The 14,838-nt window shown below is 67.7% G+C and carries 15 protein-coding genes and 1 tRNA gene; 7 read left to right on the forward strand and 9 right to left on the reverse strand.

The window, feature by feature from the left end; genetic code table 11:
• Window positions 1-8: 8 nt before the first annotated feature.
• From J5J86_RS18735 to mnmA, 4 genes are all read right to left on the reverse strand, one after another.
• Entirely contained in the window at window positions 9-449 is a 441-nt protein-coding gene (locus tag J5J86_RS18735; RefSeq protein ID WP_247657699.1) for a DUF805 domain-containing protein, read from the reverse strand.
• A gap of 97 nt (window positions 450-546) precedes the next feature.
• A tRNA-Met gene (locus tag J5J86_RS18740) sits at window positions 547-623 on the reverse strand.
• A 97-nt stretch (window positions 624-720) separates the two neighbouring features.
• A complete protein-coding gene (locus J5J86_RS18745) occupies window positions 721-1,365 on the reverse strand; it encodes a class I SAM-dependent methyltransferase (RefSeq protein WP_209100735.1) in 645 nt (214 codons plus the stop codon).
• A gap of 161 nt (window positions 1,366-1,526) precedes the next feature.
• Window positions 1,527-2,732, reverse strand: a complete 1,206-nt coding sequence (gene mnmA, locus J5J86_RS18750; RefSeq protein WP_209100737.1) for a tRNA 2-thiouridine(34) synthase MnmA — start codon at window positions 2,730-2,732, stop codon at window positions 1,527-1,529.
• Window positions 2,733-2,977: 245 nt separating this feature from the next.
• Between mnmA and J5J86_RS18755 the strand changes: the two genes are divergently transcribed.
• The 5 genes from J5J86_RS18755 to J5J86_RS18775 all read left to right on the forward strand — a co-directional run bounded on the left by J5J86_RS18755 (window position 2,978) and on the right by J5J86_RS18775 (window position 7,540).
• Window positions 2,978-4,159, forward strand: coding sequence for an ABC transporter substrate-binding protein (locus J5J86_RS18755; RefSeq protein ID WP_209100739.1), 1,182 nt, complete (start codon window positions 2,978-2,980; stop codon window positions 4,157-4,159).
• A gap of 66 nt (window positions 4,160-4,225) precedes the next feature.
• Window positions 4,226-5,146, forward strand: a complete 921-nt coding sequence (locus J5J86_RS18760) for a branched-chain amino acid ABC transporter permease (protein ID WP_209100741.1) — start codon at window positions 4,226-4,228, stop codon at window positions 5,144-5,146.
• Entirely contained in the window at window positions 5,143-6,078 is a 936-nt protein-coding gene (locus J5J86_RS18765) for a branched-chain amino acid ABC transporter permease (protein ID WP_209100753.1), read from the forward strand. Before J5J86_RS18760 ends, J5J86_RS18765 begins: the two co-directional genes overlap by 4 nt.
• The gene (locus J5J86_RS18770; protein ID WP_209100755.1) at window positions 6,075-6,824 is read left to right on the forward strand and encodes an ABC transporter ATP-binding protein; all 750 of its coding nucleotides are present in this window, start codon (window positions 6,075-6,077) and stop codon (window positions 6,822-6,824) included. The genes J5J86_RS18765 and J5J86_RS18770 overlap by 4 nt, the downstream gene beginning before the upstream one ends.
• A complete protein-coding gene (locus J5J86_RS18775) occupies window positions 6,821-7,540 on the forward strand; it encodes an ABC transporter ATP-binding protein (protein ID WP_209100757.1) in 720 nt (239 codons plus the stop codon). Before J5J86_RS18770 ends, J5J86_RS18775 begins: the two co-directional genes overlap by 4 nt.
• Here J5J86_RS18775 and J5J86_RS18780 read toward each other — a convergent pair.
• Together J5J86_RS18780 and J5J86_RS18785 are read right to left on the reverse strand one after the other, a co-directional pair.
• The gene (locus J5J86_RS18780; RefSeq protein WP_209100759.1) at window positions 7,525-8,334 is read right to left on the reverse strand and encodes a TrmH family RNA methyltransferase; all 810 of its coding nucleotides are present in this window, start codon (window positions 8,332-8,334) and stop codon (window positions 7,525-7,527) included. The genes J5J86_RS18775 and J5J86_RS18780 overlap by 16 nt on opposite strands.
• Window positions 8,331-9,386 carry a LacI family DNA-binding transcriptional regulator gene (locus tag J5J86_RS18785; RefSeq protein WP_209100760.1) on the reverse strand — a complete coding sequence of 352 codons (1,056 nt, stop codon included), beginning with the start codon at window positions 9,384-9,386 and terminating at the stop codon, window positions 8,331-8,333. Before J5J86_RS18785 ends, J5J86_RS18780 begins: the two co-directional genes overlap by 4 nt.
• A gap of 109 nt (window positions 9,387-9,495) precedes the next feature.
• Between J5J86_RS18785 and J5J86_RS18790 the strand changes: the two genes are divergently transcribed.
• Window positions 9,496-10,419, forward strand: coding sequence for an NAD(P)-dependent oxidoreductase (locus J5J86_RS18790; protein ID WP_209100762.1), 924 nt, complete (start codon window positions 9,496-9,498; stop codon window positions 10,417-10,419).
• A gap of 7 nt (window positions 10,420-10,426) precedes the next feature.
• On the opposite strand, the gene J5J86_RS24500 is transcribed toward J5J86_RS18790, so the two are convergent.
• Complete coding sequence (locus J5J86_RS24500) at window positions 10,427-11,101, reverse strand: TetR/AcrR family transcriptional regulator (protein ID WP_247658581.1); 675 nt, start codon at window positions 11,099-11,101, stop codon at window positions 10,427-10,429.
• Window positions 11,102-11,615: 514 nt separating this feature from the next.
• On the opposite strand from J5J86_RS24500, the gene J5J86_RS18800 reads away from it, so the two are divergent.
• Complete coding sequence (locus J5J86_RS18800; protein WP_209100764.1) at window positions 11,616-11,975, forward strand: hypothetical protein; 360 nt, start codon at window positions 11,616-11,618, stop codon at window positions 11,973-11,975.
• A gap of 57 nt (window positions 11,976-12,032) precedes the next feature.
• Here the strand turns inward: J5J86_RS18800 and J5J86_RS18805 are convergent, their stop codons facing one another.
• Window positions 12,033-13,322: an NAD(P)/FAD-dependent oxidoreductase gene (locus J5J86_RS18805; RefSeq protein ID WP_209100766.1), complete on the reverse strand. Its 1,290-nt coding sequence runs from the start codon at window positions 13,320-13,322 to the stop codon at window positions 12,033-12,035.
• Between the two features lie 58 nt (window positions 13,323-13,380).
• Window positions 13,381-14,781: a glutamine synthetase family protein gene (locus tag J5J86_RS18810; protein WP_209100768.1), complete on the reverse strand. Its 1,401-nt coding sequence runs from the start codon at window positions 14,779-14,781 to the stop codon at window positions 13,381-13,383.
• Between the last annotated feature and the right edge of the window lie 57 nt (window positions 14,782-14,838).

Consider the following 14,838-nt stretch of genomic DNA (forward strand, 5'->3'; position numbering starts at 1 on the left):
AGAGAGCGTCAGGTGAGGTCCGGCCCGGCGCCATAGGCGTTCGGGCCGGGCTGCGAGGGCTGCGCCCACCAATAGATGAGCACCAGCAGGCCGATCAGCGTGACGGCCAGCAACTGCCACCAGCCGCTGCGCCCGATATCGTGGAGGCGGCGCGTGGCGATGGCGATATTGGGCACCAGGAAGGCCAGCGTCACCACGAGGTGCAGCACTTCGCCCGCGGTCTCGGAGACCGCCGAGCCAAGAATCGCCGCGCCGAGCGAGACCAGGAAGTTGAACAGATAGAACCACCAGAACGCGCTGCGCGAGGAGCGCCCGCGAAAGGTGGCGTAGTTGGACAGGCCGCTGGAGATCGCCTGCGTAAATCCCATCTCCCCCTCCCGCATCTTCGCCACCTCGACGGGACGCGACGCGTCCCGCGCGGCCGAGCCGTCGATCCCATCAGAAAGCACGTCGCGCCTCAAGGGAAGGGGCGAACGCCCGCGCCCGCGCGCGCCGACGCGGCTGCCGCGATGGAGGTCGTAGGGAGATCTGGAAAAGCGGGAAGGGTGGTAGCAGCGGGCGGACTTGAACCGCCGACCTCCGGGTTATGAATCCGGCGCTCTCACCAACTGAGCTACGCTGCCACGACCGGCCGGGCGAGCCGCCCAGCGCATGGAGCGCGCATATAGGAGCGCGCGCCGCAGGCTGTCAAGAAAGAGACGGGCCTTTGCCCACAGCCGTTCAACCGGCCTTCCGGCGCAGGCGTGCCAGCTTGAAGAAGCCGGCCGGGAAGACGGGGGCGATGCCGACCACTTCCATGTCGGGATGGCGCGCCGCCCAGGCATGCAGCCGGCTCGGGCGGAAGGCAATGCTCCAACCCACTTTCTTCACCAGGGGGGCGAGCGCCGCCTCCACATGCATGGTGGGGCCGGAATCGGCGCCGAACTTGGAGGCGATGATGATCTCGCCGCCCGGCCGCAGCACGCGGCGCATCTCGTCCAGGGCACCTTCTGGATCCGGCACCAGCGTAATGACGAACGGAACGGTGATGGCGTCGAAGCGCTGATCCGGGAAGCCCAGCGCGCAGGCATCCATGGCGGCCAAAAGCGAGACATTGGACAATTGCCGGCGATGGGTCTTGGCCACCGCCTTCTTGAGCATGTCGAACGACAGGTCGATGCCCGTCACATGGCAGGTGCGGGGGTAATAGGGCAGGACGAGGCCGGTGCCGACGCCCACTTCCAGGATGTCATTGCCGCAGCGGGCCGCCGCATGGGCCGCCTTCTTCTGCGCATCCGCGAGGAGCTTCTCGTAAACGGCATCATAGATGGGGGCCCATTTGGCATAGACCTTCTTCTGGCCCTCGAGATCGTACTGAACCGCCATTTTTCTCTTCGCCCCAGCCTTGCCGGCTTGCCCCGCCCGCGCACCGCAGTGTCGCCAAGCGTGGGCCTCGTCCTGTGGTCACACGCCCAATAGTCACACTTCAAATAGTCACACTTCCAAGACGGCCGTGCGACCCCCACGGAGGTCGTCTGCCGCCCCCTTCATGCCACTTGCGCGCGTGCTGGTGTCGGTGCGGACGGCGCCATCTCGGCGGGCAGCGTGCGCAGGATGGTGCCACCACCCAGAAGCCGCGCCGCGCCCTCGGCGCCATCGTAGAACACGCAGGCCTGCCCCGGTGCAACTCCCTCTTCCCCGTCATGAAGGTGAACCAGGGGTTCCCCTTGGGGGTCGGTGCCCAGATGCCCCGGTGCCGGCGGGCGCGTGGAGCGCACCTTCACGAACACCTCTGCCTCGGAGGCGCAGGCGGCGGCAAAGGGCAGGTCGCCCAGCCAGTTCACATCCTCGATGCGGATGGTGCGCACCTTCAGCGCCTCGCGCGGGCCGACGCGCACCTCGCGCCGGGCGGCATCGATGGCCACCACATAAAGCGGGTCGGGTGTCGACAGGCCAAGGCCCCGCCGTTGGCCGATGGTGTAGTGCATCACGCCCCGATGGCGGCCGAGGACCCGGCCGTCCAGGTGGACGATGTCGCCGGCCTCGCCCGCCTCGGGGCGCAGGCGCTCCACCACCTCGGCATAATCGCCGCCGGGCACGAAGCAGATGTCCTGGCTGTCCGGCTTGTCCGCCACCACCAGCCCGAAGGATTGCGCCAATGCCCGCACATCGCCCTTGCGCAGACCGCCGAGCGGAAAGCGCAGCTTGGACAGTTGCTCGGGCGTGGTGGCATACAGGAAATAGCTCTGGTCCCGGCTTTCCTCGGCGGCGCGGCTGAGCACCCGCCGTCCATCGGGCAGGAGGCGGCTTGAGACATAATGGCCGGTCGCCAGAATGTCGGCGCCCAGATCCTCGGCGGTGGCGAGGAGATCGCGGAACTTCACCGTGCGATTGCAGTCCACACAGGGAATGGGGGTGACGCCGGAGGCATAGCTGTCGGCGAAGCGCTCGATCACCTCGGCCCGGAAGCGGCTTTCATAATCCAGCACGTAGTGGGGAATGCCCAGTTTGTCGGCCACCGTGCGGGCATCATAGATGTCCTGCCCTGCGCAACAGGCGCCCTTGCGGTGGGCGGCCTCGCCATGGTCGTAAAGCTGAAGCGTCACGCCGACCACGTCATAGCCCGCATGAGCCAGCAAGGCGGCGACCACGGACGAATCGACACCGCCGGACATGGCGACCACGACGCGCGTCCCGGCCGGGTCGGCGCCCATCAGGTCGATGATCTCATCGCGGGAGAGGAAAGGGGTCATCCGGTTCTGTCTTTGTCAGGCCGCGCCGCGAGGGGCGGGCGGCGGCCAGTCTCTCCATTTACTATAGGTGCGCGCGGCGCGATCGCAATCCACTGTGGATGCATGGGCGTGGCGCGAGGGCGGCATGTGCGCGCCCCATCGCGACAGCCCGTGGGCAAAGCGCCGTTTTGGCGAAAGGCTTCTTGTGAGCCGCGCGGCTCTCTGCAACTGTGCCGCAACGAAACTTCCACGATGGGAATGGGACCATGGTCGGCTTGAAGGGCTTCACACTGGCGGGGCTTGCCGCCGCGGGCATCGCCTTCGGCGCAGGGACGCCCGCTCTGGCGGACCCGGTGAAGATCGGCTTCCTCGCCACTCTGTCCGGCCCCTCGGCGGTGCTGGGCCAGCACATGCGCGACGGCTTCCTGCTGGCGGTCAAGGAGATGGGTGGCAAGATCGGCGGGCAGGAGACGGAAGTCATCGTGGTGGATGACGAATTGAAGCCGGACGTCGCCGTCCAGAAGGCCAAGGGCCTGATGGAGCGCGACAAGGTGGACTTCATCGCCGGCCTCGTCTTCTCCAACGTGGCCGGCGCGGTGGTCAAGCCCGTGACCGCCAACGACACCTTCCTCATCTCCGCCAATGCCGGCCCCTCGACCATTGCCGGCGCCGGCTGCAGCCCGTTCTTCTTCGCCGCCTCCTACCAGAACGACCAGAACCACGAAGTGCTCGGCCAATATGCCCAGTCCAAGGGCTATAAGAAGGTCGTGCTGATGGCGCCCAATTACCAAGCGGGCAAGGACGCGCTCGCCGGCTTCAAGCGCTATTTCAAAGGCGAGGTGGTGGACGAGATCTATACCCCCCTCGGCCAGCTCGACTTCTCCGCCGAGCTTGCCAAGGTCGCCGCCGCCAAGCCCGATGCCTTCTTCACCTTCATGCCCGGCGGCATGGGCGTGAACCTGGTCAAGCAGTATCGCCAGGCGGGCCTTGCCGAGACCATTCCCTTCCTGTCCGCCTTCACGGTGGACGAGACGACGCTGCCCGCCACCGGCGAGGCGGCGCTCGGCTTCTATTCCGGCGCCGCCTGGGCGCCGGACCTGAACGTGCCGGCCAACAAGGCCTTCGTGGCGGCGTTCGAGAAGGAATATGGCTATGTGCCCGCGCTCTATGCGGCGCAGGGCTATGATGCCGCCAAGCTCATCGACAGCGCGGTGAAGGCCACCGGCGGCAAGCTCTCCGACAAGGACGCCGTGCGCGCCGCCCTCAAGAAGGCCGACTTCACCTCTGTGCGCGGTGACTTCAAGTTCAACACCAACCAGTTCCCGATCCAGAACTTCTATCTGGTGAAGGTGGCCAAGCGCGCCGACGGTAAGGTGGAGACGGAAGTGGCCGAGAAGATCTTCTCCAATTATGGCGATGCCTATGCGGAGAAGTGCGCCATGAAGTGACGGTGGGGGAGGGCTTATCCCTCCCTGCCGGCGCCCGCCTGTCCCGACGGCGCATTCTGAAAGCTCATGTCCACCACGCTGCTTCTTGTCCAACTTCTCAACGGGCTCCAGCTCGGCATCCTCCTGTTCCTGGTGGCGGCCGGGCTGACGCTCGTCTTCGGCGTCATGGACGTGATCAATCTCGCCCATGGCGTCCAGTACATGCTGGGCGCCTATCTGATGGTGACCGCCACCGCGCTCACCGGCAGCTTCTGGCTGGGCCTGCCGCTGGCGCTTGGCGCGGCTCTGGTGCTGGGGCTGGTGCTGGAGCGCCTCGTCATCCGCCCGCTCTATGGCCGCGACCATCTGGAGCAGGTGCTGGCGACCTTCGGCGTCATCCTGTTCGTGAACGAGGCGGTGAAGATGGCCTGGGGCTCCGCGCCTTTGTCCATCCCCATGCCCGCCTTGCTCTCCGGCTCGGTGCGGCTGATGGATGGCCTGAATTATCCGGTCTATCGCCTGGTGCTCATCGGCGCCGGCCTTGCGGTTGCCGGCGGGCTCTATCTTCTCGTCACCCGCACCCGCACCGGCATGCTGCTGCGGGCGGGGGCCACCAATGCGCCCATGGTCTCGGCGCTGGGCGTGGATATCGGCCGCCTGTTCGCCAAGATCTTCGCCTTCGGCGCCATGCTGGCTGCTTTCGCCGGGGCGCTGGCGGGGCCCATTCTGTCGGTGGAGCCGGGCATGGGGGATGGGCTTCTCATCCTCGCCTTCGTGGTCATCGTCATCGGCGGCATCGGCTCCATGCGGGGGGCCTTCGTGGCGGCGCTGCTGGTGGGGCTCATCGACACGCTCGGCCGGTCCTTCCTCACCGATCTCCTTAAGCTCATCATGAGCGCCTCCGCCGCCACCCAGGCGGGGCCGGCGCTCGCCTCCATGTCCATCTATCTGCTGATGGCGGGGGTGCTCTTCTTCCGGCCGCGCGGCCTGTTCCCGGCGCCGGCATGATGGCGCGCTTTCTCCTGCCGCTGGCTTTGTTCACCTTGCTCGCCGCCGCGCCTTTGGCGGCGGACAATTACCTTTTGTCGGTCATCGCGCGCGGCATGATCCTGGCGATCGCCGCCGTGAGCCTGGATTTGATCCTCGGGGCCGGCGCGCTCGTCTCCTTCGGCCATGCGGCGGTGATGGGGATCGGCGCCTATGCGGTGGGCATCCTCGCCGAAGAGGGCGTGACAGACGCGCTCTGGGCCTTTCCGGCGGCCATGGCGGCGGCGGGGCTGTTCGCGCTTGTCACGGGCGCCGTCGCGCTGAAGACGCGCGGCGTCTATTTCATCATGATTACGCTCGCCTTCGGGCAGATGGCCTTCTTCGTGACGCAGAGCCTGTCCGCCTATGGGGGCGATGACGGCCTGCCGCTGGCGGTGCGCTCGACGCTCGCCGGCCAGCGCTGGCTGAAGGGGGCGGTGCCCTTCCATTACGCCACCCTCGGTTTCCTGGCGGCCACCTTCCTTCTGTGCCTCACCCTCCTGTCCTCGCCCTTCGGCCGCACCTTGCGGGCGGCCAAGGAGAATGAGCGGCGCACGCGGGCGCTGGGCGTTGATCCCTATCCCTACCGCCTCATCGCCTATGCGCTCGCCGGCGCCCTGGCGGGGCTGGCGGGGGCACTGTTCGCCAACCTCACCGAGTTCGTGAGCCCCGCCTATCTGTCCTGGCATCGCTCGGGCGAGCTCATCGTGATGGTGGTTGCCGGGGGCATGCTGATGGGGCGCATGGGCACGCTCACGGGCGCCATCATCGGCGCGCTGGGCGTGGTGCTGGTGGAGGAAGGCCTCGCCCATTTCACCGAGCATTGGCGCATCCTGTTCGGCCCGTTATTGGTGCTGCTGGTCCTGGTGCCGCCGGCTCTGGCGCGGCTGATGCGGCGGGGGAGGGCGGCATGAGCGCGCCCCTCCTGGAGATTTCCGGCCTCTCCAAGGCCTATGGTGCCCTGGTGGTGACGGATGGGGTGGACCTGTCCGTCCATCCAGGCGAAATCCATGCGGTCATCGGCCCCAACGGCGCGGGCAAGACGACGCTGGTCTCGCAGATCGCCGGCGAGGTGACGCCCGATGGCGGGCGCATCCTGTTCGAGGGGCGGGACATCACCCATCAGCCGGTGCACCGGCGCGCCAAGGCGGGGCTGTCGCGCTCGTTCCAGATCACTTCGGTTTTTGCTGCCTTCACGGCGCTGGAAAACGTCGCTTTCGCGCTCCAGGCCGCCTTCGGACCGTCTTTCCGTCTGGTGCCGGCCTTTGGCGCGGCGCGCCGGCAGAGGGAAGAGGCGCGGGACCTGCTGGCGCTCGCGGGCCTGGAGACGCGCGGGGAGGTCCGCGCGGCGGATCTCAGCCACGGCGAAAAGCGGGCGCTGGAACTGGCCATGGCGCTCGCCTGCCGTCCCCGCCTCCTGCTGCTGGACGAGCCCATGGCGGGCACTGGGCCGGAGGAAAGCCGGCGCATGGTGACGCTTATCGAGGAAGTGCGTGAGCGCTGCCCCATCCTGCTGGTGGAGCACGACATGGAGGCGGTGTTCCGCCTGGCGGACCGCATCAGCGTTCTTGTGGCCGGCCGCGTCATCGCCTGCGGCACCGGGGACGAAGTGCGCGCCGACCCCGCCGTGCGGGCCGCCTATCTGGGGGACGAGGCATGAGCCCATCCGTCCCGCTCCTCAGCGTGCGCGGCCTCAAGGCGGGCTATGGCGGCGCGCCGGTTCTGTTCGGCGTGGAGTTGGAGGTGCCCGAGCGGGGGATCCTCGCCCTGCTCGGGCGCAACGGCATGGGCAAGACCACCACGGTCCGGGCCATCATGGGCCTTGTGACGCCGCAGTCGGGTGAGATCGTCTTTGCCGACGCCGCCATGGCGGGGGCGCCGCCCCATCGGATCGCCCGCGCCGGCATCGGCCTCGTGCCCGAAGGGCGGCAGGTGTTTCCCACCCTGACGGTGGAAGAAAATCTCGTCGCCACCTCGGCCCCGGCGCGCGCCGGCTTGCCCGCCTGGACGCTGGAGCGCGTCTATGGCCTGTTCCCGCGCCTTGCCGAGCGGCGCGGCCATTATGGCAACAAGCTCTCCGGCGGCGAGCAGCAGATGCTGGCCATCGGCCGCGCCCTCATGACCAATCCGCGCCTCCTGATCCTGGACGAGGCCACCGAGGGCCTCGCGCCTTTGATCCGGGCGGAGATCTGGGCCGTCATCCGCACCCTGAAGGGGGAGGGGCTCTCCATCCTCGTCATCGACAAGCATGTGGATGTGCTGGCTGGCCTCGCCGACCGCATGGCGGTGCTGGAAAAGGGCCGGACGGTGTTCGCGGGCACGCCCGCCGAGCTGATGGCGGACCCACAGGTGCGCGCGGCCTATCTCTCCGTCTGAGCCGCCACCGCCAGATGATGGAGCACGATGCCGGAGGTGGTGGCAACGTTCAGGCTGTCGAATCCTTCGGCCATGGGAATGGAGACCGTGCGGGTGCGCGCCAGGATGTCGCCCGGCAGGCCTGGCCCCTCCGTCCCGAACACGGCGGCGATCCGAGGCGGCCGCGTCAGGTTGTGCAAGGGCGTCGCGCCGGCTGGTGAGAGCGAGGCGACGGCAAAGCCCGCCTCTTCCAGCAGCGCGATCATGCCCGCGCCCGTCTCCACCCGCGCATAGGGCACGATCAGGCTCGCGCCCACCGAGACGCGGATGGCCTTGCGGTAGAGCGGGTCGCAGCAGGCGCCGTCCATGAGAACCGCATCCACCCCGAACGCCGCCGCATTGCGGAAGATGCCGCCCACATTGTCGTGGTTGGTGATGCCCACCAGCCCCGCCACCACCGCCCGCTCCGGCAGTTCGCCCAGGAGCGTGGCGGCCTCCGGCACCGGCCGGGGTGCCACCAGGGCGAGGATGCCGCGATGGATGTGGAAGCCGACAATGGCGTCCATCACCTTCTGCTCGGCCACGTGCACCGGCACTGCCGGATCGAGGCTCGAGAGCGCCGGGGCGAGGCGGGCGAGGCTCGACTGGGAGAGCAGCAGCGAGAGGATGCGGTGTTCGGGCCGCGACAGGAGCAAGCGCAGCACCACCTCGCCCTCGGCGATGCAGCGGCCCTGCCGGCCCACTAGGTCGCGTTCACGGACGGACAGGAAATCGGCGATGCGCGGGTCGTCGGGATCGGTAACGGGCAGGATCATGGAGCGCGACGCGACACCGGTTTGGGCGGCCCGGCGGAGCCGCGCACCACGAGGTGTGGCTCCAGCACCACCCGCTCCACCGGCCGGGTGGGATCGGCGATGCGGGCCAGCGCCAGAGTCGCCGCCGCCCGTCCATATTCGGGAATGCGGGTATAGACCGTGGTGAGGGCGGGATGCCAGAGGGCCGCCTCGCCAATGTCGTCATAGCCGACGATGGACACATCCTCACCCACCACGCGCCCAGCCGCTTGGACCCCGATCATGGCGCCGAAGGCGCACAGATCATTGAAGCTCACTGCGGCGGTGGGCGGCTCGGACAAGGCCAGCAATTGCTCCATGGCAAAGCGCCCATGCTCGCGCGTCCCCCGTCCCGGCATGACCAGCGCAGGATCGAAGGGCAGTCCTGCCGCATCAAGACCTGCTCGATAGCCGGCAAAACGGCGTCGTCCCGTGGAGGCAGCCTCGAAACCCCCGATCATGGCGATGCGCCGGTGGCCGAGCGCCACCAGATGGGAAACGGCCAGCCGCACGCCGGTCACATCGTCCGAGCCGGCAAAGTCGAACCCCGAGCCTTCCACCTCCCGCGTCACCTGCACCACGGCGATGCCGGTGGCGGCGAGCGCCCGCAAGTCGTCCACCCCGGTGCCGGCGGCAGGCGAGACGATGAAGGCATCGGGCCGGTATTCCGCCAGCGTGCCCAGAACCTGAGTCTGGCGCGCCACGTCCTCCTGGCCCACCCCCAGCAGCACCGTCTTGCCCGCGGCGCTGAGCGCATCCTCCAGCGCGGCCAGAAGCTCGGTGAAGGAGGGGTTGATGATGTCGTGGAGGCCGACGCCGATGATGTTGGTGCGCGCGGTGCGCAGCGAGGCGGCGCCGCGATTGGCCACATAGCCGCGCGCGCGGGCCACCTCCTGCACCTTCTGCCGGGTGGCTTCCGCCACCACCGGGCTGTCGCGCAGCGCCAGCGAGACCGTGGCCGTGGACAGGCCGAGTTCGAGCGCCAGGCGCTGGAGCGTCACCTTGCCCCGGCTGGCATGCAGCGTGTCGTCCATCGCCCCTCCCCCGATTGCTGTTCTTAGACGTTTCATGTGGGCGTTTCATCCATGCTAAACGATTTAATCCGCGCGACCAAAAGGCAATCTGCAGGGAAGGAGCGACCCCATGGAAAAGCCCAGGATCGGTTTCATCGGCGTCGGGCTGATGGGCCACGGCATGGCCAAGAACATCGTGGAGAAAGGGTTTGTCCTCACGGTGATGGGCCATCGCAACCGGGCGCCGGTTGAGGATCTGCTGGCGCGGGGCGCCCGCGAGGCGAAGACGCCGGCCGAATTGGCCGCGGCCTCCGACATCGTTGTCCTGTGCGTGACCGGGGCGCCGCAGGTGGAGGCGGTGGTGCGCGGGCCGCACGGGTTGGTGGCGGGCGCGCAGCCCGGGCTCCACATCGTCGACACCTCCACCTCCGAGCCGGCCTTGACCATGGCCCTGCACGCGGAGCTGAAGGAGAAGGGCATCCATTATTGCGACGCCCCTCTCGGCGGCACGCCGATCCAGGCGGAGGAGGGCAAGCTCTCGGCCATGGTGGGGGCGGAAGAGGGTGCATTCCGGACGGTGGAGCCGGCCATTGCCGCCTTTGCCGCACGCATCATCCATGTGGGCGGCCCCGGCGCCGGCCACACCATGAAGCTGCTCAACAATTTCCTGTCGCTGGGCTATGGCGCCATCTATGCGGAGGCGCTGGCCCTCGCGGCCAAGGTGGGCGTGACGCCGCAGGTGTTCGACAGCGTCATTTCCGGCTCGCGCATGGATTGCGGCTTCTACCAGACCTTCTTCAAATATGTGCTGGAGCGGGACGTGAACGCCCACCGCTTCACGCTGTCCAATGCCCACAAGGACATGCGCTATGTGAACAACCTGGCGAGCGCGGTGGGGGCGGCCAATTTCGTCAGCGCCAGCGTCAAGAATGTCTATGCGGCCGCAGAGGGCCTTGGCCGGGGAGACTGGAACGTGCCGCAGATTTCCGACGTGGTGGCGGAGCTGAACGGCGTCTCGCTCGGGCCGGTGCCGCAGCTGGAGCAGGAGGACTAAGGAGCGCTCAGCCCGTCGCAGCTTCAGGCGCTTTTTCACCTACGCCGCAATGGGGGCGCACGCCATAGGCCCTCAGGAAGAAGGTGGCCGCGCGCCGCGCGGACGCCTCGATCTGCTCGGGGGGTGGCGTTTCTTCCGAGCCGCCCAGCAGGATGGGGGTCATCACCCCATCCTTGCACAAGAGCAGGAACTGGCTGGCTGCCGTCTCCAGGTCGTCGATCTCCAGCAGGCCCTGCTCCACCTTCGTCTTCAGGAAGGCGGCCACGCGCCGGGTGCCGGACTTGGGGCCGGCCTCCAGGAAGCGGCGGCCGATCTCGGGGAACTTGCCGGCGATGGCGATCACGGTGCGCAGGATGGCCACGTTGCAGGGCAGCACCATCATTTCAAGATAGGAGGTGCCGAGCCGCGTGAGCGCGGTGGTGAGATCGAGCCCACTCGCCTCAAGCTGGAAGGTCCGTTCCGCCGTCTCGTCGCATTCATGGCTGACCAGCGAGGCGAAGAGATCGACTTTATCCTCGAAATAGACGTAGAGCGTGCCCTTGGAAACACCCGCCGCACGGGCGATGTCCCCCATGCTGGCGGCATCGAAGCCGCGCTCGAAGAACACTTGGCGGGCACCGTTGAGGATCTGACGGCGCTTTTCCGGATCCTGCCCCGCGGCCGGCGGGTCCCTTGTCTCCACATGCGTCAAAACGCGAACTCCTGCCGACCCGCTCCCCCTGCAGCCCGCGTGCGAGCCTAGAATTGTTCTCCGGTAGAAATTGAGGCAAGGCAAGCGTTGCCAGAGGGGGGATGTAAAAAAATTGACCGAACCGTTCGGTTTGGTGTTGCGCGCCGAAACGAAGGGGGCTAGAAAGCTCTTCGTTGACTGAACGGTTCGGTCTGATTTCGGACCGCAACCCGGGATCCGACCGTTCCGGAGGGAGGAGAGCACCGCCCCCGCTCTCCTCCCTCCCTCCCTCCCTTCCCGCCATGAAGGCGGCAGGGCCGGGGCCTCATCCGGTCGGTCCCCGTTCCAGCCCCCGCTCCGCGCTAAGTTTCCCGGCATTTTGCGCCGTCCATCGGCTGCCGATGGCCTGCCCCGCGCGGCGCCTTGCCGCGCACGTCTTGAGACTGAGACCGTCATGGGCCATTTTCGGTGCTCTCTCTCCGTCGGAAGCGCGCGTGCTCCCGATCCCAGCAGCGGAACCTGATTCATGATGTTCGGCACGAAGATTGGCGGTCTGGCCGCCGCCGCGGCGATCGCCTCCCTCTCCGGCCTCGCGTCCGAGGCGGCGCGCGCCGAGCCGTGCATCGAGCAGATTGTGGCCCTGCAGCAGCGCCTGAAGGCGGTGCAGCCCTCCGGCCCCAAGCCGCCGACGGAACCCCAGAGCGTCGGTGCCCAGCTGGACCACCAGCCCACGCCCTCGTCGGTGGAAGCGGCGGAAGGCAAGCTGCCGCCAGCGGTTGGCCCCGCCGCCGCGCTGAATGCCGCGCAGAACTTCCAGGCGGCCGGCGACGAGCAATCCTGCCTGAAGGCGGTGGCCGAGGCGCGCAAGATGATGGACGGCAAGTGATTGCGCCGATGGTGACGGCACCGCACTCCCGCCGCGCCCTCTGACGGGCGCGGCCAGTCAGAGCCGGTCGCGCAGGGCGTAATAGGTCAGTCCCGCCACCATCAGCGGGAAGCGCAGCAAGGTGCCGCCCACGAAGCCGGGCACCGGCAGCCGGGCCAGAAGGTCGAACCGGCCCATCTGGCCTGCCACCGCTTCGGCGAGGATCTTGCCATAGAGCGGTGCCAGCGCGACGCCCTGGCCACTATAGCCGGCCGCGACCAGCACCTGGCTCGACAGCCGCCGCACGAAGGGCAGGCGCGTCATGGTGATGCCCAGCGTGCCGCCCCAGGCATAATCCAGCCGCGCGTCCGCCAGTTGCGGGAAGATGCGCAGCATGAAGGGGCGCACGAAGCTCTTCACGTCCTCGCGGAGCGTGCGCCGGTAATTCTCGCCGCCGCCGAACAGCAGGCGCCCGTCCGGCGTCATGCGATAATAGTTCACGACGAAGCGGCTATCGGCCACCGCGGCGCCATTGGAGATGATCTCTGCGGCCCGTGCGCCCAGGGGCTCGGTGACGGCGATATAATTGTTGATGGGCATGACGTGGGTGTCCACGCGCCCGTCGAGCCCGTCCATCAGGCCGTTGCCGCAGAGCAGCAGAATGTCGGCCTTCACCGACCCGCCACCGTCCGTCTCAACGGTCACACCGCCGCCCGCGCCGGTCTCGGCGAAACGGACCGCTCGTGTTCCCTCATGGATTCGCGCGCCTGCCGCCAGCGCCGCGCGCGCAAGGCCCACGGCGAAGTTGAGCGGGTGCAGGTGCCCCGCCCCATGGTCGATCATGCCGCCATAATAGCCGTCTGACCCCACCAAAGCGCGCAACTGCTCACGGTCGAGGAGGTCGATGCGGTCATAGCCGTACTCGGCTTTGAGACGCCGCACATAGGCCTGCGTCATCGGCACGTAATTGGGCTTGTGGTCGGCGATGATCAGGCCGTCGGACAGGTCGCAGGCGATGGCATGGCGCGCCACGAGGTCCCGCACCAGGCCCTTGGCCTCCTCCGCGAGCGCCCAGAGCTTGGCGGTATCGTCCTTGCCGACGGCGCCTTCCAGATAGTCCACGTCGCGGCGCTGGCCGGAATGGATCTGCCCGCCATTTCGCCCGGAGGCGCCCGAGCCGATGCGACCGCCTTCCAGCACCACCACGCGGATTCCGCGCTCGGCGAGGTGGAGGGCGGCGGACAGGCCAGTATAGCCTGCGCCGATAATGACCACGTCCGCCGTTACGGGACCACGCAGGGCCGGCTGTTCAGGCAGGGGGTGCGCCGTCGCGGCGTACCAGGAGTTGGGGTGGCCGGTGAGTTTCATGTCGTGTGACGCCGCTGTGAGCCGCGCGCCGGAGCGCGCGGCCGGAAAGCGCTGCGCCTCAGACGTTGAGCAGGAGATATTCCCGCTCCCAGGGAGAGATGACGCGCATGAAGGTCTCGAACTCGGCCTGCTTGACCGCCGAATAGGTGGTCACGAAGCTCTTGCCGAGCACTTCGGCCAGATCGTCATTCTCCTCGAAGGCGGCGACCGCCTCCAGGAGCCCGCGGGGCAGGTCGAAGTCCAGATTCTTGGCGTCGCCCTCCAGCGGCTCGGTGGGGCGCAGGCCCTTGATCATGCCCAGATAGCCGCAGGCCAGTGACGCCGCGATGACCAGATAGGGATTGGCGTCCGAGGAGGGGACCCGATTCTCCACCCGGCGGGCGGCGGGGCTGGCCGGCGGCACGCGCAGGCCGGCGGTGCGGTTGTCATAGCCCCATTGCACGTTGATGGGGGCCATGGAATCGCGGGTCAGGCGCCGATAGGAGTTCACATAGGGCGCCAGGATGCACATGACCGAGGGCAGGTATTTCTGGTGGCCGGCCAGGAAGGAGAAGAATTCCGGGGTCGGATCGCCATCCTCGTCGGAGAAGATGTTCTTGCCATTCTCCGCCGAGACCACCGACTGGTGGATGTGCATGGCGCTGCCCGGCTCGTTGGCGATGGGCTTGGCCATGAACGTGGCGTAGATCTTGTGGGTGAGCGCCGCCTCACGGATGGTGCGCTTGAACAGAAACACCTGGTCCGCCAGCTCCAGCGGATCGCCGTGGCGCAGGTTGATTTCCATCTGCGCCGCGCCGTCCTCGTGGATCAGCGTGTCGATCTCCAGGCCCTGGGCCTCGGAATAATCGTAGATGTCCTCGAACAGGGCATCGAACTCGTTCACCGCCTGGATCGAATAGGACTGGCGGCCGATCTCCGGACGGCCCGAGCGGCCCACCGGCGGCTTCAGCGGATAGTCCGGGTCGGTGTTTGGCTCCACCAGGTAGAATTCGATCTCGGGCGCCACGACGGGCTTCCAGCCATGCTTGGCATAAAGGCCGAGCACGTGCTTGAGCACCTGACGCGGCGCCAGCTCCACGGGACGGCCGTCGCGGTGGAAAGCGTTGTGGATCACCTGGGCGGTGGGGTCCTGCGCCCAGGGCACCGTGCACAGGGTGGAAAAGTCCGGCTCCATGACGAGGTCGGAATCGGCCACCACCGAATCCACCAGGCCGTCATAATCGGGATATTCCCCCGATATGGTCTGGAAGAAGATGGAGAGCGGCAGGTTCATGACAGGCGAGGAGAAGAACTTCGACGCCGGCATGATCTTGCCGCGCGCCACTCCGGCAAGATCCGGCACGGTGCATTCGATTTCCGTGATGCCTCGGGCAGCCATCCAGGCCTTCGCCTCGGCAAGGGTCTTCACACCGCGCGGCACCTGCGCCGCTTCCTGATCGCCCGCTTTTCGTTTCGCCATGATGTCCTCTGGCGTGACCAAACGCACGCCCCCCAAGGGAACACCTCCGCACGGCGA

Source organism: Aquabacter sp. L1I39, from assembly GCF_017742835.1.
Classification (GTDB): Bacteria; Pseudomonadota; Alphaproteobacteria; order Rhizobiales; family Xanthobacteraceae; genus L1I39.